At 44.7% G+C, this 22,127-nt stretch carries 23 protein-coding genes; 21 read left to right on the top strand and 2 right to left on the bottom strand.

Translation table 11 applies throughout. The features are described 5' to 3' along the window. Positions 1–165 precede the first annotated feature (165 nt). The 15 genes from nrfB to R7P72_RS07635 all read left to right on the top strand — a co-directional run bounded on the left by nrfB (position 166) and on the right by R7P72_RS07635 (position 14,659). Complete coding sequence (nrfB, locus tag R7P72_RS07705; protein WP_025767278.1) at positions 166–768, top strand: cytochrome c nitrite reductase pentaheme subunit; 603 nt, start codon at positions 166–168, stop codon at positions 766–768. Between the two features lies 1 nt (position 769). Next, positions 770–1,456: a cytochrome c nitrite reductase Fe-S protein gene (gene nrfC / locus R7P72_RS07700; RefSeq protein ID WP_017636123.1), complete on the top strand. Its 687-nt coding sequence runs from the start codon at positions 770–772 to the stop codon at positions 1,454–1,456. Further along, on the top strand, positions 1,453–2,424 hold the full coding sequence (nrfD, locus tag R7P72_RS07695) for a cytochrome c nitrite reductase subunit NrfD (protein ID WP_017636122.1): 972 nt from the start codon (positions 1,453–1,455) through the stop codon (positions 2,422–2,424). The genes nrfC and nrfD overlap by 4 nt, the downstream gene beginning before the upstream one ends. A gap of 9 nt (positions 2,425–2,433) precedes the next feature. After that, complete coding sequence (locus R7P72_RS07690) at positions 2,434–4,341, top strand: heme lyase CcmF/NrfE family subunit (protein ID WP_213907184.1); 1,908 nt, start codon at positions 2,434–2,436, stop codon at positions 4,339–4,341. Next, positions 4,319–4,852: a DsbE family thiol:disulfide interchange protein gene (locus R7P72_RS07685; RefSeq protein WP_213907185.1), complete on the top strand. Its 534-nt coding sequence runs from the start codon at positions 4,319–4,321 to the stop codon at positions 4,850–4,852. The genes R7P72_RS07690 and R7P72_RS07685 overlap by 23 nt, the downstream gene beginning before the upstream one ends. Further along, positions 4,839–5,249, top strand: a complete 411-nt coding sequence (gene nrfF, locus R7P72_RS07680) for a heme lyase NrfEFG subunit NrfF (protein ID WP_053306573.1) — start codon at positions 4,839–4,841, stop codon at positions 5,247–5,249. The genes R7P72_RS07685 and nrfF overlap by 14 nt, the downstream gene beginning before the upstream one ends. A gap of 146 nt (positions 5,250–5,395) precedes the next feature. Further along, positions 5,396–5,572 (top strand): hypothetical protein, encoded by a 177-nt coding sequence (locus R7P72_RS07675; protein WP_020480909.1) that lies wholly within the window; start codon positions 5,396–5,398, stop codon positions 5,570–5,572. Positions 5,573–5,843: 271 nt separating this feature from the next. After that, entirely contained in the window at positions 5,844–6,440 is a 597-nt protein-coding gene (locus R7P72_RS07670) for a GTP cyclohydrolase II (protein WP_025767283.1), read from the top strand. A gap of 174 nt (positions 6,441–6,614) precedes the next feature. Continuing rightward, a complete protein-coding gene (locus R7P72_RS07665; protein WP_053304295.1) occupies positions 6,615–7,877 on the top strand; it encodes an imelysin family protein in 1,263 nt (420 codons plus the stop codon). Positions 7,878–7,969: 92 nt separating this feature from the next. Continuing rightward, complete coding sequence (locus R7P72_RS07660; RefSeq protein WP_005376848.1) at positions 7,970–9,352, top strand: di-heme oxidoredictase family protein; 1,383 nt, start codon at positions 7,970–7,972, stop codon at positions 9,350–9,352. A gap of 10 nt (positions 9,353–9,362) precedes the next feature. Further along, the gene (locus R7P72_RS07655) at positions 9,363–10,400 is read left to right on the top strand and encodes an imelysin family protein (RefSeq protein WP_042522783.1); all 1,038 of its coding nucleotides are present in this window, start codon (positions 9,363–9,365) and stop codon (positions 10,398–10,400) included. Continuing rightward, entirely contained in the window at positions 10,381–11,463 is a 1,083-nt protein-coding gene (locus R7P72_RS07650; protein WP_213907186.1) for a DUF1513 domain-containing protein, read from the top strand. Before R7P72_RS07655 ends, R7P72_RS07650 begins: the two co-directional genes overlap by 20 nt. Before the next feature lie 153 nt (positions 11,464–11,616). Next, positions 11,617–13,158, top strand: coding sequence for a murein L,D-transpeptidase (locus R7P72_RS07645; protein ID WP_005376852.1), 1,542 nt, complete (start codon positions 11,617–11,619; stop codon positions 13,156–13,158). Positions 13,159–13,324: 166 nt separating this feature from the next. Then, complete coding sequence (locus R7P72_RS07640) at positions 13,325–13,873, top strand: DUF882 domain-containing protein (RefSeq protein WP_031778936.1); 549 nt, start codon at positions 13,325–13,327, stop codon at positions 13,871–13,873. A 129-nt stretch (positions 13,874–14,002) separates the two neighbouring features. Beyond that, positions 14,003–14,659, top strand: coding sequence for an MBL fold metallo-hydrolase (locus tag R7P72_RS07635; protein WP_005376855.1), 657 nt, complete (start codon positions 14,003–14,005; stop codon positions 14,657–14,659). An 18-nt stretch (positions 14,660–14,677) separates the two neighbouring features. Here the strand turns inward: R7P72_RS07635 and R7P72_RS07630 are convergent, their stop codons facing one another. Continuing rightward, positions 14,678–15,343, bottom strand: a complete 666-nt coding sequence (locus tag R7P72_RS07630) for a DUF2982 domain-containing protein (protein WP_005376857.1) — start codon at positions 15,341–15,343, stop codon at positions 14,678–14,680. Positions 15,344–15,616: 273 nt separating this feature from the next. Between R7P72_RS07630 and R7P72_RS07625 the strand changes: the two genes are divergently transcribed. The 6 genes from R7P72_RS07625 (at position 15,617) to R7P72_RS07600 (ending at position 21,619) form a co-directional block, all read left to right on the top strand. Then, positions 15,617–16,021, top strand: a complete 405-nt coding sequence (locus R7P72_RS07625) for a hypothetical protein (protein WP_005376863.1) — start codon at positions 15,617–15,619, stop codon at positions 16,019–16,021. A 414-nt stretch (positions 16,022–16,435) separates the two neighbouring features. Further along, on the top strand, positions 16,436–17,527 hold the full coding sequence (locus R7P72_RS07620; RefSeq protein WP_054577022.1) for a TRAP transporter substrate-binding protein: 1,092 nt from the start codon (positions 16,436–16,438) through the stop codon (positions 17,525–17,527). 115 nt (positions 17,528–17,642) lie between these two features. Continuing rightward, positions 17,643–18,182, top strand: coding sequence for a TRAP transporter small permease subunit (locus tag R7P72_RS07615; protein WP_005376869.1), 540 nt, complete (start codon positions 17,643–17,645; stop codon positions 18,180–18,182). Between the two features lie 12 nt (positions 18,183–18,194). Next, entirely contained in the window at positions 18,195–19,481 is a 1,287-nt protein-coding gene (locus tag R7P72_RS07610; RefSeq protein WP_005376871.1) for a TRAP transporter large permease subunit, read from the top strand. 151 nt (positions 19,482–19,632) lie between these two features. Next, the gene (locus tag R7P72_RS07605; protein ID WP_005376873.1) at positions 19,633–20,988 is read left to right on the top strand and encodes a cache domain-containing protein; all 1,356 of its coding nucleotides are present in this window, start codon (positions 19,633–19,635) and stop codon (positions 20,986–20,988) included. After that, positions 20,981–21,619 carry a response regulator gene (locus R7P72_RS07600; RefSeq protein WP_017636110.1) on the top strand — a complete coding sequence of 213 codons (639 nt, stop codon included), beginning with the start codon at positions 20,981–20,983 and terminating at the stop codon, positions 21,617–21,619. Before R7P72_RS07605 ends, R7P72_RS07600 begins: the two co-directional genes overlap by 8 nt. A gap of 40 nt (positions 21,620–21,659) precedes the next feature. On the opposite strand, the gene R7P72_RS07595 is transcribed toward R7P72_RS07600, so the two are convergent. Continuing rightward, positions 21,660–22,127: MarR family winged helix-turn-helix transcriptional regulator (locus tag R7P72_RS07595; RefSeq protein WP_318110408.1), on the bottom strand; the 468-nt coding region annotated here is incomplete at its 5' end.

Raw genomic sequence — 22,127 nt, 5'->3', positions numbered from 1 at the left:
TGAATAATAGAGGTATTATAAATATAGGTTTAGCGTTGTGGCTTTCCGAAATAAGAATTGATGTCATTTGAAGATCTAAAAAATATCTTCAGAGGAAATTAATTGTCGCTCAAATAAATAATTGAGAATAGTTATCAATTATTGTCGAGCTAAGGAAAGAACAATATGGGCAATATAAAATTGACCATAGAGACAATGCTGAAACTTCTCTTCGTCTTTGCCATCTATGGTTTCTCCATCGCCGCCCATGCGACTTCTTCAGAGCCGATTGAAGGTGCTCAAGCTGAGCGTCATCAAGTCGAGTTGATCCGTGACCGAGACTACAAGTGTCTTCAATGTCATAAGGACGCCAAAGAGACTCTGAATCTATCGCATGATTCGCAAGCGTTATTGAGTCAAGGTAAGCAGCTCAATTGCACTAACTGCCATAGCAACATCGGCCCTGATCACCGTGAAGGCGCGCCTGATGTGATTAAGTTTTCTGCCGCGCAATCGAAAGAGGTACACGACAAAGTGTTCCTTGATCCAAGCATGATTCTTAAAGCCAACAGCCGATGTGTGGATTGCCATGCACCGACACAACTGAGAGAAAGCCACTGGACGCACGATGTGCACGCCAAAAACCTCACTTGTTCAAATTGCCACGATGTACACGCAGCGAAAACCAAAGCGTTGTCGTACGATAGAAAACAACTGATCAAGCAGTGTGTGGATTGTCACTCTGAATTTGCCGTCGAACCTGAACTTGCCAAAGAAGAGGAGAGATAGCATGAAATGTTCGAGAAGAAATTTTTTAGCCGGCAGCGGCGCGTTGATTTTAACTACAGGCGTTGCAGGCACTTCCGTTGTTAGCTCCTCTCTTTATGCCAGCAACAGTGAACAAGCGAAGCGCATGGGTATGGTTCATGATGAAAATGCCTGTATAGGCTGTACCGCTTGTACCGATGCTTGTCGCGAAGTAAATAAAGTCCCTGAAGGCGTGACCCGACTTAAAATTCATCGCAGTGAACCGATTGGCGAATTCCCAGATGTGGAATACCAGTTTACTCGCGAATCCTGTCAGCACTGTGATAACCCACCATGTGTGTACGTTTGTCCAACAGGCGCTGCATACAAAGATGAAGCGACAGGCATCGTGGATGTACACAAAGAGAAATGTGTCGGATGTGGTTATTGCCTTGCTGCTTGCCCTTACCAAGTGCGCTTCTTTAATCCCGTCGATCACTCTGCGGATAAATGTAACTTCTGCCGTGATACCAATCTAGCGCAAGGTAAGCAGCCAGCTTGCGTGGAATCTTGCCCAACAAAAGCACTCATCTTTGGTGATTTAAATGACCCAACTAGCGAGGTGAGCAAAGCTATCGAAAGCCATGTTGTCTATCGCGATAAATCGCATTTAGGTACGCAACCTAAACTGTACAAAATTCCGCATAGCAAAGGGGAGGTGTCATCATGAACGGCTTCGAAAGTGCATTCCACTTTGACTCGTTAGTCTGGGATTGGATCATCGCGATTTACTTATTCCTTGCTGGGATGTCAGCGGGTGCGGTGATTATTTCTATCTATTTAAAACGCAAAGTGATTGAAGGTGATCCCGCAAACAACGGCATCATGAAAGCGATGGCTTGGCTCGCACCATTTGGCATCATTGCTGGGTTGGTAATTTTGATTTTCCATTTAACCAAGCCTTTAGAGTTTTGGAAGATCATGATCTACTACAACCCAACGTCTGTGATGTCGATGGGCGTGATCTTGTTCCAAGTGTACATGCTAGTGCTGTTTGTTTGGATTGGCGTTATCTTCCGCCATCAAATCATCAGCTTCTGTGAAGGGAAGTTACCAAGCAAACTGCTGGATTTTGCCGATGGCATTTTGATTAAGGCGGGGAAAGCCAACAACGCAATTGAATTATTCTTGGGCTTCTTAGCCATCGTACTTGCAGCGTACACTGGCTTTCTATTGTCTGCGTTGAAGACTTACCCAATGCTAAACAATCCAGTACTGCCAATCTTGTTCCTGTTCTCTAGTTTGTCCTCGGGTGCAGCAGCATGCTTGATGTTCGGCATCTTGGTGTTTAAAGAGTCGACCAGCAGCCCAAGTGTGTCTTGGGTGCACGGATTTGAACGCCCTGTAGTGTTGTTTGAGTTGTTTGTCTTAGTGACATTCTTTACTGGACTGATCTTCAGCGGTGGTCAGAACGAAGTCGCGGCTTGGAATGCTATTTCGAGTGGATTCTGGGCTCAATGGTTCTGGGGTGGGGTAGTGTTCATCGGCATGATTACGCCTTTGACTCTCAATTGGTTAACGCCTTCAGAAGTGCGCCACAAAGGCAGTTACGTTTTTGTGGTCACGACGTTGAGCTTGGTTGGCGTACTTATGCTACGTACTTTCATTCTCTATGCCGGTCAAATGACCATAGTGTAAGGGGGAAAAATGGAGGCTGAGCTAGGGTTCTTCTTACTGATATTGGTGGCTGTAACATCGACTTGTGCATCGTTGCTGCATTGGCTACGTCGTGCTATGGGTAAGAAGGCGACATTGCCGCATCAAGTCGCGATGTCCCACATCATTAGCTTAGCTTCCATCATTTGTTTAGCACTTCTGATCGTCTGCTTCGTGCAAGACAACTTCGCGTTGGAATATGTTGTTACGCATTCCAACAGTCAACTTCCCGTGGCGTTCAAAATTGCTGCCGCTTGGGGTGGGCACCAAGGCTCCATGTTGTTTTGGGTCGTCACCTTGAGTTTATGGGCGTCGTTTATTGCATTTAAGTCACCGCTCAACGCCCAATATACTTGTGACTGTTTAGGAATCATGAACGTTCTTATTGCGACATTTGCTTGGTTCACGTTAATGACCTCTAACCCGTTCGAGTATGCCCAAGTATTGGCGTCGGAAGGACGAGATCTAAACCCAATGTTGCAAGATGTTGGGCTTATCATTCATCCACCATTGCTTTATCTCGGTTATGTCGGTTACGCAGCAATATTAGCTTTTGCATTAGCAGCGCTATTGGGTAAACAACCGATGAGCGATTGGTATGTGGTTGCTCGAAGCGCAGCGTTTTTTGCATGGGGAACGCTCACGTTGGGTATCTTGGTGGGATCATGGTGGGCGTACAATGAGCTAGGGTGGGGCGGCTGGTGGTTTTGGGACCCTGTGGAGAACGCTTCTCTACTCCCTTGGCTTACTGGTACTGCTTTGTTGCACAGCGGTGTTGTCGCAACACGTAACAGAAGCGCAATTTGGAGCACCTATGCACTGGCGTTTGCTACGTTCAGCCTAAGCATTTTAGGGACATTCGTGGTGCGCTCTGGCGTGCTGACTTCAGTGCACGCTTTTGCGGTGGACCCAACTAAAGGTTTGGTGCTGATTGGTGTATTGAGCTTGCTTGTCATTATCACTTTTGGCGTACTGATTTTGCGAGGAGAACAACTCCCTCGTTTCAAACTTCAATCTCTAGCGAGCCGAGCTTACACTGCTTATATCGCCAAAGGGCTGCTGGTTATTGCGACTGCCATCGTTTTTCTTGGCACTTTTTATCCGATGGTTTATCAACTGCTCGGCTTAGGGAACATTTCGGTTGGCGCACCTTACTTTAATAGTCTGATCTTCCCATTAAGCATACTGGCTCTGATTGCCTTAGCTTTGATGCCGGTGCTGAAATGGACAAAAGGCACAGTTCCGAGTGTAAGCGCTGATATTGCGATCAGTATTGCGTTATCTCTTGTCGCTGGGAGCGGGTTTATCTTCTTAGTGCACGCACTGCATTTCGAAGTATTGCTAACCATAACATTGGCTACTTGGGTGATTGTGGCGCATCTCGTTATGCTGTTTCGCTGTTCCAATAAACGTAAACTCATGCCAATCGTGAAGGCACATATCGGTTTTGCACTGGCGGTGAGTGGGGCTGTATTCAATAGTCACTACTCTTATGAATACAATTTACGTGTCGAACCCGGCAGTTCTCAACAAAGGGCAGGGATCACTATCGATTATCATGGTATCGAATGGCTAGTGGGGCCGAACTATACCGCGGAACAAGGACAGATCACCTTGCACTTGGAAGATGGCCGCATGCTCAATTTCAACCCGCAAAAGCGTCATTACCCTGTGCGAGTGATGAATATGACCGAGCCCGCGATTCGTTCACTATGGCATGGCGATTATTACGTGACATTGGGTGATAAAGTCGACACTCATGCTTATGCGATTAAAGTTCAGTACCGCGCAGGTATTTGGTGGATATGGTCTGGCGGGCTACTAGCTGTGTTTGGTGCGCTATTAACCGGCCTAAAGAAAAGGAGAGAGGCTATCAATGCGATCGAGAAATACGCTTAAACTCGCAGGTCTGTTTGTGGCTGTTGCCGTGTTTGCTGTAGTAACTGCGGTGGCTTTGTCTGAGCGACCACATGTTGAATTGTCCCCACAACGAAATTTAGATGCACCTAATTTTCGCTCTACTTCTCTGATCTCTGATGGCATGGTTTCTGAGCAGTTGTTCAAAAGCGACGGATATAAATTATTGAATGTTTGGGCATCTTGGTGCGGAGTATGCAAACGAGAGCATGAAGAATTATTGCAGTTAGCAGAACTCGGTGTGCCTATTATTGGGCTGAATTATAGAGATCAAAAACAAGCCGCTCGTGAATATTTGAGCTCTAAACGAAATCCATATATTGAAGTAATTAGTGACCCTAATGGAAAGCTCGCTGTGGAGCTAGGTGTTATCGGAACGCCGGAAACTTACTTGATTGATCCAAATGGTCGTATATTGATCAAATATCGTGGAGAGCTAACGGCAGATAAATGGAACGATATATTTTCAGGATACTTGAATGTTTCGATTTAATAATCTTCTCCTCACTTTAATCCTATTTATACTATTTTCTCCTTTCACGAGAAGTGCGGATATAGAACAGAATGTTGATCTGTTTGAATTTCATTCCGTTGAAGTGCAACAGCGTGCAACCTCGTTAGCCAAGGCATTACGCTGCCCGCAGTGTCAAAACCAAAACCTTGTCGAGTCTAATGCACAAGCGGCTAAAGACCTGAGGTTGAAAGTGTATACGATGGCCAATGAAGGCAGCTCAGATCAAGAAATAAAGGACTATCTAGTTGCTCGTTATGGGAATATTGTTCTGTACCAACCACCATTAAATTATTCCACGGCGCTGTTGTGGATCTTTCCTGTGCTATTTTTGATCTTTTTTGTCTTATATTCGATCCGAATGGTGAAGCGTAATTAATGTGACCGTTATTCCACTATTAAAAATAAATTGTGCACTTAACAAGCAGAATGTTATCATTTTTCCGAATTTATGAAGTTTCCAGTATAAAGAAAATAAAAATTTTGAGCTGGATAAGTAATAAAAGAACGAAATAGGTGCACGCAGTGGATTCAGTTATATTACAACTTAAAAAAGACTTCTATTCGCAGATTCGTGCATTGCAATCACCGAACCTGCCTCAAGTTACTTCAACGCTCGCCGTGTTGACCGACGAGGAAATCCAAGAACTCGAAGCAGTTTGGATTGAACTCGCCGTTTGGAAGCGCAGTCAGACCCATTAAAAGATAGACCAAACGACCTTCTTGAAACCCCAGACAAAATTTGTCTGGGGTTTTTTATTGTAGTTTTTTTAAATTGTTATAATATAACAATTGTTCAGTTGGAGAGTGTTTCTCTTTTGCTGTCTTGAGTGGATAACTGCCCTCAATTGTGATCTCTATATTGCAAAATGCGGTATCAGTCCCCATAGTTGAAGAGCAACGAGTAAATCCCATGAATGCAATAACGAAAACGCATCAAGCGCATCAAGCAATAAATCGAGTGAGTATAGATATGGCGGAAGTACGTGCCAGAGTAGATTTTAAAGTCGGGGCAAAAAGTAACATTGATGCCGAAATTCTGTCTTTCCATGGTCTGAAGACAGACAAAGAGCATGTTGCTATTATCTTTAAACAAGCGGACCAAACTCAGGACATGCCTTTAGTTCGTATGCACTCTGAGTGTTTGACAGGCGATGTGTTTCACTCTTCACGCTGTGACTGTGGTGAGCAACTAGAAGAGACGATCAATCGCATGGGCGAGTCCGGTGGTATCATCTTGTATCTCCGTCAGGAAGGTCGTGGTATTGGTTTGTACAATAAGATCGATGCATACCGCTTACAAAGCCAGGGCATGAACACGTACGAAGCTAACAACCATTTGGGCTTTGATGATGACCTGCGTGATTTCACAGAAGCAGCACAAATGCTAGAAGCTTTAGGCGTGAATAAGATCCGCCTCGTGACGAACAACCCTAAGAAAATTCGTGAGTTATCTGAGTACGGAATTGAAATTGGCGAGGTTGTCAATACCTCTGCACATATCAAAGATGGCAACGAAAATTATCTGAAGGCAAAAGTCTCTCACGGAAAACATGACCTAAAGGTTTAATCCTAAAGATAAAACTGACAATAAAGTCTGTGAAAAACCTCATTTTTATGAGGTTTTTTTGTATCTGGAGTTGCAAATAAATTGTAAATTTGTATTATCTCGAGACTAAAGTGCAAATAAGAATAATTAGCACTACCAATACGATAATTGAAAAGCTCAACAAGGATGCTTCAGATGAATGCAAAAAAAGTTTTAGTCCAATCTATTGCTGCATCACTCCTCATTGCCAGTGGTTCTACCGTTGCTGCCACAGTAACTAAACAACAAGTAGTCGAACATTACGCGGACGTTGCCCATGCTGTATTTGCTGATTCAGTAACAACAGCGAAAGCGCTTGATGTGAAAATCGACGAATTTCTACAATCACCATCAGCGAAAAAGCTTGAAGAAGTAAAACAAGCTTGGCTAGATTCTCGCGTGCCTTACCAACAGTCTGAAGTTTTCCGTTTTGGTAACGCGATTGTTGATGATTGGGAAGGTCAGCTGAACGCATGGCCACTTGATGAAGGTTTGATTGACTACGTAGCGGCTGATTACCAATACGAATTGGGTAACGAGGGCGCTGCTGCCAACATCATCGCGAACACAAGTCTGCAGATTGGTGCTTCTAAACTGGACGTTTCAAAAATCACTCCAGAATTGCTAGCGGATCTAAACGAAGTAGGCGGTTCTGAGGCAAACGTCGCGTCAGGTTACCACGCGATTGAATTCTTGCTTTGGGGTCAAGACCTAAACGGTACTAACGCGGGTGCAGGTCAACGTGCTTACACTGATTTCGTCGTTGGCTCTGAGTGTACGAATGGTCATTGTGATCGTCGTGGTGAGTACCTAAAAGCGGCCGCTGATCTACTGGTTCAAGACCTAGAGTGGATGGAAAAGCAGTGGTCTGCAGAAGTGAAAGGCAACTACCGTGAAGAGCTATTGAACGAATCTGCTGACAATGGTCTTCGTAAGATGCTATTCGGCATGGGTTCTCTTTCTCTAGGTGAGCTAGCGGGTGAGCGCATGAAGGTGGCACTAGAGGCAAACTCGACTGAAGACGAACACGATTGTTTCTCAGACAACACGCACAACTCTCACTACTACAATGAGCAAGGCATCTACAACGTTTACACAGGTACATACAAAGGTGTAAACGGCAAAGAGCTATCTGGTCCAAGTATCGCTGACCTTGTTGCTCAAAAAGACAAGAAAGCCGCGACCGAAATTCAAAAGCAGTTTGATACAACACGTAGCCAAGTTGGTGAGCTAGTGACTTCTGCAGAGAAGAACAACCAGCACTTTGACCAACTTATTGCAGCGGGTAACGCACAAGGCAACGCGCTAGTAAACGACACCATCATGTCGTTGGTAGCACAAACCGGTGCGATTGAGCGTGCGGCAAGCATTGTCGGCATCGACAGCCTAAGCCCTGATACTGCTGACCACGAGTTTTAATAAGAAAACCATAATAAATAAGGGCTCTTTGTGAGCCCTTTTGACGTTTGAGCTCGTTGTTATCACCCTTGTTGTCTATGTAGAGCAATGATATGAAGCCATACCTAATTTCTGCGCTAGCCGCGATCCTTTCTTCTTCTGCCATGGCTTATGATGTTAAGTCTGGTGGCAAAACCAGTGTTAAAAAAGACGGCGCGAATGCCTATTCTCTTCCTGCTGCTAACTTGCCAATGAGCAAACGCCTCGACTTTAGCGTAGGTAACAGCTTTTTCCGTAACCCTTGGGTACAAGCGCCAGCGTCAACGGACGCTCGTGATGGCCTAGGCCCGCTTTTTAACACCAATGGTTGTCAGAATTGTCACATCAAAGACGGTCGTGGTCATCCGCCAGAGAAAGATGATTTACATGCCGTGTCTATGTTAGTGCGCTTAAGCATTCCTGCGATGACGCCAGAACAAAAGAAAGCTTACATCAAAGATGGCGGCATACCTGAGCCGACTTATGGTGGCCAGCTTCAAGATTTCGCTCTGCAAGATCAAACGCCAGAAGGCAAAATCGAAATCACTTACACCGATGTCCCAGTGAAATTTAAAGACGGTACGACGGTGACGCTAAGAAAACCTCATTTGAACATTACCGATCTGGGTTACGGCGATATGCACCCTGATACCGAGTTCTCAGCACGCGTGGCACCGCCAATGATCGGCCTTGGTTTGTTAGAGAGTATTCCCGACGAAACGCTACTTGCTTGGGCTGATGAACAAGATGCCGACAAAGACGGTATCTCAGGCAAAGTCAATAAGGTGTGGGATATTGAGAAGGACGACTTCTCGATTGGTCGTTTTGGCTGGAAAGCAGGACAACCGACGCTAATGCAGCAAAATGCAGCAGCATTTAATGGTGATGTGGGTCTTACGAGCCATTTATTCCCAAATGAAAACTGTACCTCGAAACAAAGCATTTGTGACGACATGCCAAATGGCGGCAAACCAGAGGTGAGTGAAAATATTCTCGACTTCGTAGAGTTTTACAGCCAACACTTAGCCGTACCTATTCGCCGTAACGTCAATGATCCTAACGTGAAACTTGGTCAGCAAATCTTTGCTGCGTCTGGCTGTGAAAGCTGCCACAAGACCAGTGTTAAAACGGCGAAACGACCAGAGTTACCAGCGCTTTCTGAGCAGCTTATCCACCCATACACAGACATGCTTTTGCATGACATGGGTAAAGGCTTAGCCGATAACCGTCCGGAATACTTAGCAAACGGCCGTGAATGGCGAACGGCACCGCTATGGGGCATTGGTTATACCGAAGAAGTAAACGGACACACTTACTTTCTACATGATGGCCGCGCTCGTAACCTGATGGAAGCGGTGTTGTGGCACGGCGGCGAAGCTGAAACGGCGAAACAAAATGTTTTAGCTCTGAACAAAAAAGAACGTGATGCTCTCATTGCGTTTCTGAACTCTCTATAAGGAAGCAACCATGAAAAAAACACTGTTAGTGAGTGCGATTGCCGCAACGTTAAGTTTGGTTGGTTGCCAATCGACCATCGGTTCGAGCTCAGCCAAGCCTGAGAGTACAAGTCATATTTCTCAAAGCGTGTACGAGGTCGAATTTCAATCAGCTCAGACGTTTTTAGCGCAAACCACAGAACTTGAACAGCGCTTCGCGGATTACTGCGCATCAGAGTCGAAAGATGATGCACAAGTAAAACAGCAATGGCATCAAACGATGCTTGCGTGGATGGCATTACAAGGTCAAGAACGTGGCCCTGCTACGGCGTTGGAGCAAAGCTGGAATGTTCAGTTTTGGCCAGATAAAAAGAACACCACTGGTCGTAAAATGTCTGTACTGACGAAATCTGATCAAGCTTGGAGTGCAGAAGATATCTCCACCCAAAGTGTCACCGTGCAAGGTTTAGGTGCATTGGAATGGCTGCTTTACGATAAAGCGTCGACCTTATCTAGCAACGGCAATACTTGTGCGACAGGCGTTTCGATTGCTGAAAACCTTGATGACAAAGCGCAGATCATCGCGGATTCTTGGGCAGAAAACCCTTGGAAATCGCTAGAGATGACAGAATGGGAATCTGAGTACATTTCACTGCTATCGAATCAGCTTGAATACAGCATGAAGAAGTTGAGCCGACCGCTAGCGAAGATTGGTAAGCCTCGCCCGTATTTCTCAGAATCGTGGCGTTCCGAGACCTCGCTTTCAAACTTAAAAGCCAACCTTCAAGGGATGGAAGCGTTGTACTTTGCTAACGGGAATGGTTTAGATGCGCTACTTAGAGAGCAAGGCCATGCAGATCTCGCAGACCGTGTTGTTCATCAGTTTGAAATGGCGTTAGAAACTTGGCCAGAAGATAAGAGCTTGTTTGCTGCACTACAAACAAAAGAAGGCTATCGCATGGTGCTTGCTCAATACAATAAGCTAGAGCAATTGAAGTACCTGATTCACGAAGAAGTGGCGATCGAGCTTGGCGTAGTTATAGGATTTAATGCAACCGATGGTGACTGATCAAACCCGCCGAACTTTGCTGAAAGCCGCTCTATTCGGGGCGGCTACACCTATGATGCCATTTGGTTGTGCTTCAACAAGCTCACGTGAGCCTGCGTTGATCGGCTGTTCTATCATTGGTCGAGATAAATATGCAGCGGTGGTGGCGGATGAGCATGGTATGCCGCTATCTTCATTGCCGATTCCTGAGCGTGGTCACGGTGTGGCAACCAACCAACAAGGCCACGCCGTAGTTTTTGGTCGTCGACCTGGTACTTTCTTCATGGTGTTTGATTATCGCTCAGAGCAGATGATCAAACTGCAACTAGCAACGCCAAATCGCCATTTTTACGGACATGGTGTTTACTCCCATGACGGCACGTTGCTATTTGCCACAGAAGGGGAGAGGGGGACAAGCCGCGGGATCATTGGTGTTTATGATGTACAGAAGCAATATCAAAAGATCGATGAGTTAACAGGCTTTGGCCTTGGCCCTCATGAAGTGATCATGATGCCTGATGGCGCATTGGCGATTGGCGTTGGTGGCGTACACACTAATGGCCGTGAACCTCTCAATCTTGATAGCATGAGACCGAGTCTGAGTTACCTTTCACAAGAAGGGGAGCTATTGGATCAAGTGTCTTTACCGGATCATAAGTTGAGTATTCGCCATTTAGCTCATGATGGTGCGGAAACCGTGCTTTGTGGTCAGCAATATCGTGGTGAGCCGGACGAGTATCCAGCCTTGATCGCCATGCACACGCGTGGTGGTGAGATGCAGGATCTACAAGCTGATCCTGAAGAGTGGGCGCGTTTCAATCACTACGTTGCGAGTATTGCAGCAACCGATGAATGGATCTTAGCCACTTCGCCTCCGGGCAGTTGTTATGGTATATGGTCTAAATCTACGGGCAAATTGGTCGAGCTAAGTGCGTTACCAGATGCCTCTGGTGTTGTGGTCTATGGCGATGAGTTCCGAGTCAGTTCTGGGGCGGGAAAAGTGGTAGAGCAAAGACCTGAGGAGTCAAAAAGTACCTTCGCAAGCGGAGTGCAATGGGACAACCATTGGTCGAGAATTATCTAGAAAGATCATTGAGTAATTACTTATAGAGAGTTTTGTTGTCGTTTTCGGCATCAGATTCTTAATTTTAAACCTGCAAGCTGTGAGATATTTGCCATACTTTTTATTATGGCAAGTAGCGCAAGGATCATTTCAGTGTTTGCTAGGGTTTTAATCATGACGGCACTTCTGGTGCCGTTTTGCAGCTTTTCCACCGTCGTTTCTCTCGAAGCTTCAGCGCAAGTCGAGCAAGAGGGAGCGGTACAAAAGCTGTCTGTAGAAAAAATGATCCATTATCCAGAGGTGATTGATCAACTGTATCAAAGCACCAATTACCGTTTGAACTGGGAAAATGAAAGTGATATTGAGCAGTTTCTTTTTCAAGTAAACCTGGTTGCACTTGCGGATGTCACCGATGAATTCGAAAATCAACTTCACCGGATAAACCAAGTAAGGTGGCAGGGAGATAATCTCGACTTCGATTTAGTGATGACAGATTCACTCTTGATGTACCTTAGTTATCTTGAGCAACTCCCCGAAGAAGGGATTAATTGGCTATTTACAGACAAAGCCCATGTTACGTTACCCGCTCCTAGCATCGATACTTTATCGGTTCTGAGTAATGAGATTACGGTTGGCAAACTTGGTCAGTTTTTGGCAAGTCTCCGGTCTCCATTACAAACAGATGATGCTTTCTACTCCGCCTATTCTTCGCTATCGGAACATTCTCAGTACCAATATCCTGCCTATCAACAAACTGGGCTAGCACGTGTTGGCGATATATTAGAAAACAGACCCCTATTGATTGAGCGAATGGAGATCGTAGGCGTAGATGTTTCTTACTTGGATTTAGTCACTGAAGAATATGACGAACAATTAGAGCTTGCGATAAAAGAGTTCCAGCGTATTCATGGTTTGAAAGAAGATGGCGTTATCGGCCCGAATACCATTCGATGGATCAACTTTTCTCCTCAAGAGCGATTGCATCTGCTGGCGTTGAATTCTGAGCGTTCAAGAATTTGGTCGAAAGAAAGGGATAATGTTGTCTTTGTTAACGTGCCTGGATACGAAGTCACGTATTGGCATGATGGTCAACCCTTGTTTGAGTCTAAAGTTGTGGTAGGGAGAGCATCAAGAAAAACGCCCATCATGTCGGTAGCACTGGATTCAGTTATTCTCAACCCAACTTGGAACGTGCCTTGGACTATCATGGTTAAAGACATTATTCCTAAAGTAAAACGTAATCCGATGTATTTGATTAACCATAACATTCAAATCATTCGGTCTTGGACTTCGAACGAAATTATTGACCCTACAACCATCAATTGGGCAACGGTGAATCCGAGAACATTTCCTTATCGTATGCGACAGGCGTCGGGCTTACAAAATGCACTGGGATTGTACAAGTTCAATATGCCTAACCCACAAGCTATTTATTTGCATGACACGCCAAGTAAGAACTTGTTTGAACAGGACAGACGCGCATTCAGCTCAGGATGTGTTCGTGTAGAACATGCAGACCAGTTAGCAGAACTTCTGTTCAAAACTCAGGGGTTGGAAGAACGTTTAGCGAAAAAGCGAGAAAGTTCTCGTCGGTCTAACACGTCAGTTCCTTTGGGAGAGCGCATTCAAGTACACATCATTTATCAAACAGCATGGTTGGAAGAGGGAACGCTTTACTACCGTGATGATATCTATAAGTACGATCACCGCAGTTGAAATCTTTAAGGAAAATTTACAAAACGAAGAATTCTCTTTTCGTTCAATAATTAAGCAATAATTACTGCATCTGAAAATCAAGATGGAGCGTTTTATGCATTTGACGTGACAAATGTGTTTGGTTAATGTCCACGACTTGTCTAGTTGTTGAGCACTGTATTTTGAAATGGTAAGTCGTAACTTTTCCCGCCGAGATTTCCTTAAAATGACCGCTGGTGGTGTGGTGTTGGCGTCTGCCCTGCCATCATTTTCTTGGGCTTCACTCCCTGACGAGCCACGTGCGCTGGCGATGAACAATCTTAATACTGGAGAGATCCTCGAAACATGCTATTTCGATGGAAAACGATACATTAATGATGAACTTCAAAGGCTGAATGAGTTTTGTCGAGACCATCGACGGAATGAGGTTCATCCGATGGATCGACGCTTGTTCGATCAAATAAGCCAAATTCAAAAGTTAATTGGTACAGAAGCAGAGGTGATCGTCATTTCAGGTTACCGTTCTCCTGCCACTAACGCCTCGCTGCGCAACGGGTCTTCTCGTGTAGCGAAAAAGAGCATGCACATGGAAGGAAAGGCCATTGATTTTCGTTTAGACGGCGTGAAGCTTTCAACGGTTCGTGATGCTGCATTAAGCCTAAAAGCCGGTGGCGTGGGTTATTATCCAGGTAGTAACTTTGTTCATATCGATACGGGAGCTGTTCGTTCCTGGTAGTGCTAGTTGAGACAAGGTTTCTAGTCTCAGAACGTCGTCGATTACCCACAGTTCAAAGCTTGAAGTCGCTAGGCCTTAGTGTCATAGTTGCGGCAGTTTTCATGCAAATTTATTCGGTATAGGTTATCTATGGCTCTGAAATACCAAGTTGTTCCAGTAACATCTTTCTCTCAAAACTGTTCTATTGTCTGGTGTGACGAAACCATGAAAGGTATTGTGGTTGACCCAGGCGGCGATGAAAAGCAGCTCGCTATGCTTATCAAAGAGCTGGGTGTTGACGTGGTAAACCTAGTGCTAACACACGGCCACTTGGACCACGTAGGTGGCACGGAGCCGCTGTCTGCACTGCTTGGCGGTACAGAGATTGTTGGTCCTCACAAGGCAGATAACTTCTGGTTGCAAGGTTTGGAAGGTCAGAGCCAAATGTTTGGTTTCCCGCTGACAGAAGCGTTTGAACCGCACCAATGGCTAAATGAGGGTGACACTGTCACTTTCGGTAATCAAGTGCTGAACGTATTCCACACACCTGGTCATACACCTGGTCACGTTGTGCTTTACAGTGAAGAAGCGCGTTTAGCGTTTGTGGGTGACGTTTTGTTTAACGGTAGCATTGGTCGAACTGACTTCCCACAAGGTGATTTCAATACGTTGATTAGCTCTATCAAAGAGAAATTGTGGCCTTTAGGCAATGATGTCACGTTTGTCCCTGGTCACGGCCCTCAATCGACTTTCGGTCATGAGCGTAAAACTAACCCGTTCGTTGCTGACGAGATGCCGCTTTACTAAAAGTGCGTGTACTAAGCATTATTCTGGCTCGGCGGCAGCTAAGTATCGCCGAGTCAGTCCCACAAAATCCTCAGCCTCACGATCTAGATCACTTGCTGATATAAATAGATCGTAGCCGTAGAAACCTCTCTGATACTTCATCCGGTTGGCGAGCATCGCTAACAAACCTTTGTACTCAATCCCATCTCTGTTTATATACGGTTTAGGGTCAAGCACCATATCCTCAAACTTATCTTCACACTGATTTTGTTTCGCGCCTAAGTAAAGCAGTGCTCGCTGGCTGAGGAGAATTTCTGTCGCTATACGAGGGCAGATTGAATTTAAGTAGGGTGAGTAGTGTTTTAGACGAATACCGATCCAAGGTAGCGGTTGGTGCCACCCTTCCTGTTGGTAGCTACAAATACCGATTGACTCAATATTTCGCCATCGGACGACCCAACCTCCTTTAAAAAGGTGTTGCTGAAAGTGAGAAGCTGTTAGCGTAAAAGTGACTTGGCTTTTCTTAATCATCAAGATGGCGAAACCAACGATTGCAGACATCAAAATGACCGACAACATGGCTTGCTTCCATCCCGGAGAAATGGCAACCAAAAACAAAGTGATGAGTGCAACGAGCAACAAAAGTATTCTGTTGATAGGGGAGTCGGGTTTGAAATGTGAATTTGTTAGGTGCAGCGTTTCCATGCTTATAACCTCATCGAATACTTGTCCAAAAATAAGTGGGTAGCTTTATGTGCATTGATTTGCATTTAAAATAAAACAAACCTCTGTTTTTATACCCAGTATTCAATAAATCCGTTCATAAAATATCTGATTAAATAGTAGACGTTCTATGCTTTGAGCGCATTTTTCATCGCGTTTCGCCGCTAAAACCTACAAATTGCTTGTGAATTTTGGTATAAAACGCGCTTCAAATTTTCATCCCTGCTGAGATGCAGTGAACTGGAGAAATATTCAATGAGACTTGCTCATAAGCGTAAAGTGCAGATGAAACTGCAAAAACGCATTAAAGCGACAGTAGCAAACTTAGCTGCAGCACCTAAAGCAGTGAAGCCTGTTGCGGAAAAAGCAGTAGCACCTTCTGTTGCTGAAAAAGCTGTTGCGGAGAAAGTAGTAGCTGATAAAAAAGTAGCTGCAGTGAAAACAGTTGATGTTGCCCTTACTCCTAAGCAACAACAAGTATTAGACATCGTTATGGCGAATGCTGAAGGTATTAACCCTAAAGGCATCGGTCTAGCTGCAGGTCAAGAAGATACTAAAGCGGCATCATGGGCTACTGGCGCACTAAAGAAGCTTCTTGAAGAAAACCTAGTTCAAAAAGAGCAGTTAGCAGGTAACAAAGTTATCTACAAAGCAGTTTAATTACCGCTACCGTTCTGGATTGAATACCTCGGCCGATGCCGAGGTATTTTTTTATCTTGGCATTGGAAATAATGCATTAAGTACTGACTTTAACACTGCCAATAAGTGGTTTGTCACATTTTCTTAAATACTATGTAAATTTTTTGGCAGAAAAATACGTACGTATTGTTTTTTATTTTTATTCATAGATAAAAATATAATTTATTGATTTTGCTATTAACAGTCTTTTGTCATGACGATTATCCTACGTACTTATACGTAATACCTTAGGCTAATGCCTTATTGATGAATTACTCGCTTCCGTGTTCATGCCCATTTCGCATTAGACAACATTGTTACATCTTTTATACCGAATACAGCCAATCCTAATGAAATGGATGACAACAATAACCTTGGTGATAAAGGACGTGAACGATGAGTCTAATCCAAAAATCTTTAAAACGAGTGCTCAAAACAACCGCTGTCGCTGCCGCGATGGCACTCGCAGCGACTTCTGTAAACGCTGCTGAAAAAGTCTATCGTTTAAAGCTTGCTGAAACTTGGGGGCCTAATTTCCCAATTTTTGGTGATACCACAAAAAACATGGCCAAAATGGCGGAAGAGATGTCCAACGGACGTTTGCAAATCCGCATTGATTCCGCAAACAAGCATAAAGCGCCTTTTGGGGTGTTTGATATGGTTAAGTCGGGTCAGTATGACATGGGCCACTCAGCGTCTTATTACTGGAAGGGTAAGGTTCCAAACACACTTTACTTCACTTCTATGCCCTTCGGTATGTTGCCAACTGAGCAGTATGCATGGTTTTACTACGGCGGTGGTATGGAGCTGATGGAAAAAGTGTACTCTCCACATAACTTGATGTCTTTCCCTGGCGGTAATACCGATACTCAGATGGGCGGGTGGTTCCAAAAAGAGATCAAGTCCGTCAAGGACTTACAGGGTTTGAAAATGCGTATCCCAGGGTTTGCTGGTGAGATTTTGGCTGAGTTAGGTGCCAAGCCAACGAATATCGCCCCTGGTGAGCTATATACTTCTCTAGAGCGTCGCACAATTGATGCCTTGGAATGGGTTGGTCCATCGCTGGATCTACGTATGGGCTTCCACAAAATCGCGCCTTACTACTACACAGGTTGGCATGAGCCAGCGACTGAGCTTCAGTTCCTCGTTAACAAGCGCACCTGGAACCGTCTACCTGATGATCTAAAAGCGATTTTGCAAGTAGCCATGAAAACGGCCGCTTACGATATGTACACGCAATCGAAACACGAAAGCGGCAAAAACTGGGCATCTATTAAGTCTGAATACCCAAATGTTGAAGTAAAAGATTTCCCACCTGAAGTCGTAGCTGCGTTGCGAGAAGCAAACGATCGTTTGTTGAAAGAACATGCAGAAAAAGATGCTTTGGCGAAAGAGATTCAAGAGTCACAAGCGAACTATATGAATCAAGTTCGACCATGGTCAGATATTTCGCACCGAGCGTACTTAAACAGTCAAGCTCAACAATAACGTTATGAAGCAGGCGATGCCAAGAGGTTTAGCCTGCTATCGAAGCCCAAGAAAACTTCATAATGAATGCTCCGCACTATAGCGGAGCGCATCTAAACGTTCCACGGAGTTCGGAATGAGAAGTCTTATTTATATTGAGCGATTATTTAACCGCTTTAGCGATTTTCTCGGATGGTTATCCAGCATCCTGTTTATTTTGTTGTTAGCAAACGTTGTGTACGACGTTGTCATGCGTTACGTGTTTAATGATGTGTCTATCGCATTCCAAGAAATGGAATGGCATCTATTCTCTGCCGTGTTCTTGCTTGGTGTGCCTTACGCAATTAAGTCCGGTGGCCATGTTCGCGTCGACATTTTTTATGAACGCTTATCTTACAAAGCACAATCCATCATCGACATCATAGGCACACTATTTTTCTTATTCCCTTTTTGCCTACTGGTAGCTTGGTTTGGTATTGATTTCGCCAAGGAAAGTTACGCGTTAGGCGAGACGTCTGGTGACCCAGGTGGCTTACCATATCGTTGGATTATCAAAGCGATGATTCCGCTGTCATTTTTCTTTATGGCGGTGAGTGGTATTGGATTGTTACTTCATTCAATCAACAAAATTGTCAACCCTCATCTCATCTATGCCGGTAATAACGGTAAGTCGTAAAAGGAAGTCATTATGATCGGTATAGTGATGTTTTTTGTTGCGCTCTTTGCGCTTCTATTGGGATTTCCCGTTGCCTTTACTTTTGGTGGTATCGCGCTGATTTTTGGTGTTTGGGCTGAAGGCATCGAGATGTTTGCTTTTATGCCATATCGAATTCAGTCCATTATGGAAAATACGGTGCTAATGGCCGTACCGCTGTTCGTTTTTATGGGGCTAGTGCTACAGAAAACGAAGCTTGCTGAACAGCTACTAGAATCAATGGGGCGTTTGTTCGGTGGCGTTCGCGGTGGTATCGCTATTTCTACCGTGTTAGTTGGCGCATTGCTTGCGGCTTCAACGGGTGTGGTAGGCGCATCAGTTGTTGCGATGGGCTTAATATCTCTTCCTGTGATGCTCAAGTACAATTACGACAAAGGTTTAGCGTGTGGGACTATTTGTGCGTCTGGCACGTTGGGCCAAATTATCCCACCTTCTATCGTGTTGATCTTGTTGGGTGATGTACTTGGCGTACCGGTAGGGGACCTATTTCAAGCTGCGATCTGGCCCGGTATTACACTTGTTGGCGCCTATGTGATCTATATTCTCATCTACGCGAAGTTGAACCCTCAAGCCGCACAGGCGATAGAGCGCGATGAGTCGATCAGTCGTAAACAAGAAGTGCTCACCGCACTGAAAGCTGTATTGCCACCTTTAGCATTGATCATCGTGGTATTGGGCTCCATCTTTGCAGGGATTGCAACACCAACAGAGTCAGCGGCACTGGGCGGTGCAGGTGCGATAATTTTATCACTATTGTATAAACAGTTTAGTTGGTCGATGATTTATGATGCATCAAAAGAGACAGTTAAAGTAACCGCAATGGTCTTTGCGATCTTACTTGGTGCGACCGCCTTTTCAATGGCATTTACCTACACTGGTGGTGATTATTTAGTTGAAGAGTGGATGTTAGAACTGCCGGGTGAAAAGTGGGGATTCCTTATTATTACCATGGTGGTGATTCTGATTTTAGGTTTCTTTATCGACTTCGTTGAAATCTGTTTTATCATCGTGCCAATTATTGCGCCAGTCGCTGAATTGATGGGCATTAATATGACGTGGTTTGCGATTCTTATTGCGATGAACTTACAGACGTCGTTCCTCACACCGCCATTTGGCTTTAGTTTGTTCTATCTAAAAGGTGTCGCTCCAGCAGGGGTTACTACGCGAGATATCTACAAAGGTGTGATGCCATTCATCGCGATTCAGATTGTTGTGTTGGCGTCTTTGCTGTTTTTCCCAGGTTTTTACGGTATGAGTTAATCACTCGATAATAAAGAGATTTTGTGAACTGAGAGTTTTTACCTTTTGAGACAAGTTGTTAAGCTGTTAATTATGTCTATGCAGACACAATCGATTCGTTTGTACTGCTAAGATAGTAAGCTGTAAAGGCAGCGTTTCATGGAGGGAAGGGATGCCTCTCAAAGCAAAGTTAATTCTGCTGACACTGATACCCGTGGTATTGGTGTCAGCGAGTATCAGCTGGATCTCTATCTATCAAACCAAGACCCTTGGCAAAAGGGAGGTGGAGATCTTTCATCAAAACTTGATCCAATCAAAAGAAGCGGCGCTGAAAGATACGGTCGACGTCGCTTTTGACTCCATTTCTTACATCTACAACGATCCGACTTTAGAAGAGAGTGTTGCCAAAACGCGTGTGAAAGCGATTTTAAATCGTTTGAGTTATGGGTCGGACGGCTATTTTTTTGCTTATGATAAATATGGTACCAACCTTGTACACCCAGTTCTTCCGGAGCTTGTCGGGGAAAACTTACTCTATCTTGAAGACGAAAATGGCGATCGCTTAATCGAAGCTTTATTGTATCAAGCGCAATCAGGTGGTGGATTTCATCAGTACCTGTGGCAAAAGCCATCTACAGGTGAAGTTGTCCCTAAGCTTAGTTACGCTGCATGGCTCGATAAGTGGGAATGGATGATAGGGACTGGGCTGTATATTGAGGATGTCAGCCGAGAAGTCGCCAATATGCGCGCGGCAGTGAACAAAAATATCGAAACGACATTTTTCTCAGTCGTCGTGATCTTAGCGGTGACCGTTGCTGTAATCATTGTTCTCACTTTGGCGATCAATCTGCACGAGCATCGCCTCGCTGATAAGAACCTGAAAGAATTGGCACATAAAACCGTGATGTTCCAAGAAGATGAGAAAAAGCATTTAGCGCGAGAACTGCATGATGGAATCAATCAGTTGTTAGTCTCCAGTAAATGTCATTTAGACTTAATGAGTCATAGACTGGAAGACGAAAAACTCAAATCCCACTTAGATAAATCACAACGATCGCTCGTCACCGCGATAAATGAGGTGCGGCATATTTCTCATCAGCTCCGTCCAAGCGCCCTCGATGATATCGGTTTAGAAGCAGCACTGACGACCTTGCTACAGGATTTTCATTCCCATTCCGGGATTGATATCGAGAGCAATTTCGATACTCAGCAGCACAAACTGACTTCGGAAGTCGCAACGACGCTATATCGCGTCGCTCAGGAGTCTTTGAATAACATTGAAAAACATGCGCGAGCGAAAAAAGTAACGGTTACTTTGCAAAAAATGGGCAATATGCTGCAATTACTCATACGTGACGATGGGGTTGGATTTGTGGTTAACCATGCAGTGCACCAACAAGGGATTGGGTTAAGGAACATGCAAGAGCGTGTAGAGTTCATCGGTGGTGAATTTGAGCTAATGAGTGAGCTTGGCTTGGGAACAGAGATTACTGTGCTGCTTAATTTGGATGAAATAGTTTATGGATAAACCGATTAGTGTAGTGATTGTCGATGATCATCAAGTGGTATTGGATGGCTTCATGGCTCGTTTGGAGTTAGAGTCTGACATCGAAGTGGTGGGTACAGCAAGTAATGGCTTGGAAGCGATAGAGGTCGCAAAACACTTGCAACCGGACGTCATATTGATGGATATCAGCATGCCAATAATGAACGGTATTGAAGCGACTGGTGTAATTAAAGAAGCTCGCCCAGAGAGCAAAATACTTATGTTGACCATGCACGATAATCGCGAGTACATCATGAAGGTCATGCAAGCTGGTGCCGTAGGATATATGCTCAAGGAAATCTCGGCCGAGAAAATGGTGCAAGCAATAAAAACGGTGAACCAAGGCTCGACGTATTTCTGTGAATCCGTCACACAAACACTCTTTACCCAAGAAGTGGTGCCTGCCACGCAAAAAACGAATCCTCTCAGCCGCAGGGAAGAAGCGGTACTTAAATTAGTTGCTCAAGGAAACAGCAGCAAAAAAATCGCCACTTTACTCAATATTAGTTATCGAACGGTAGAGACGCATCGCCATAACATTAAGCACAAGTTGGACTTACATTCGACGGCAGAGTTAGCAAAATATGCGTTTGAAACTGGCTTGACTGAGTAGGAGAGTAGTGCCCGCAAAAAGCGAGCACGTGGGAGCGAAACTAATCGGCTTTGGTAATGCTACCAAGCTCTAGCATTGGAGCAACATCGATGTCCTCTGCATTCATCATCGTCGAGATGCGTTGAACGGAAGATAGTAGAAGGGATTGCTCCCATTCTTCCAATTTTTGGAATCGATTAATGAAGTGCTCTTGCAGCGGCGTTGGTGCTTGTTTTAAGGCTTCTTGGCCCTTGCTCGTAAGTACAGCATGCACTTTACGCTTGTCTTGAACACTGCGCTGACGCTCAACAAACTGGCCTCGTTCTAGTCTATCTAGAATGGTCGTTGCGGTCGCTTGGCTCATGTTAGTGTGGCTAGACAACTGTTTAATCGTCACGTTATCTAAGTCATTGATAGCGCGCATCAAAATCAACTGTGGAGCAGTCAATCCAGACTCTTTGCTCAGCTTTTTAGAATGTAAATCAATAGCGCGGATGATCTGACGAATCGAGACCAATACTTCTTCGTA

Source organism: Vibrio sp. Vb0888 (assembly GCF_033338835.1).
In the GTDB taxonomy this organism is placed as follows: Bacteria; Pseudomonadota; Gammaproteobacteria; order Enterobacterales; family Vibrionaceae; genus Vibrio; species Vibrio alginolyticus.
Note: the sequence above shows the minus strand (reverse complement) of the source record. Positions and strands in the feature narration are given on the sequence as shown.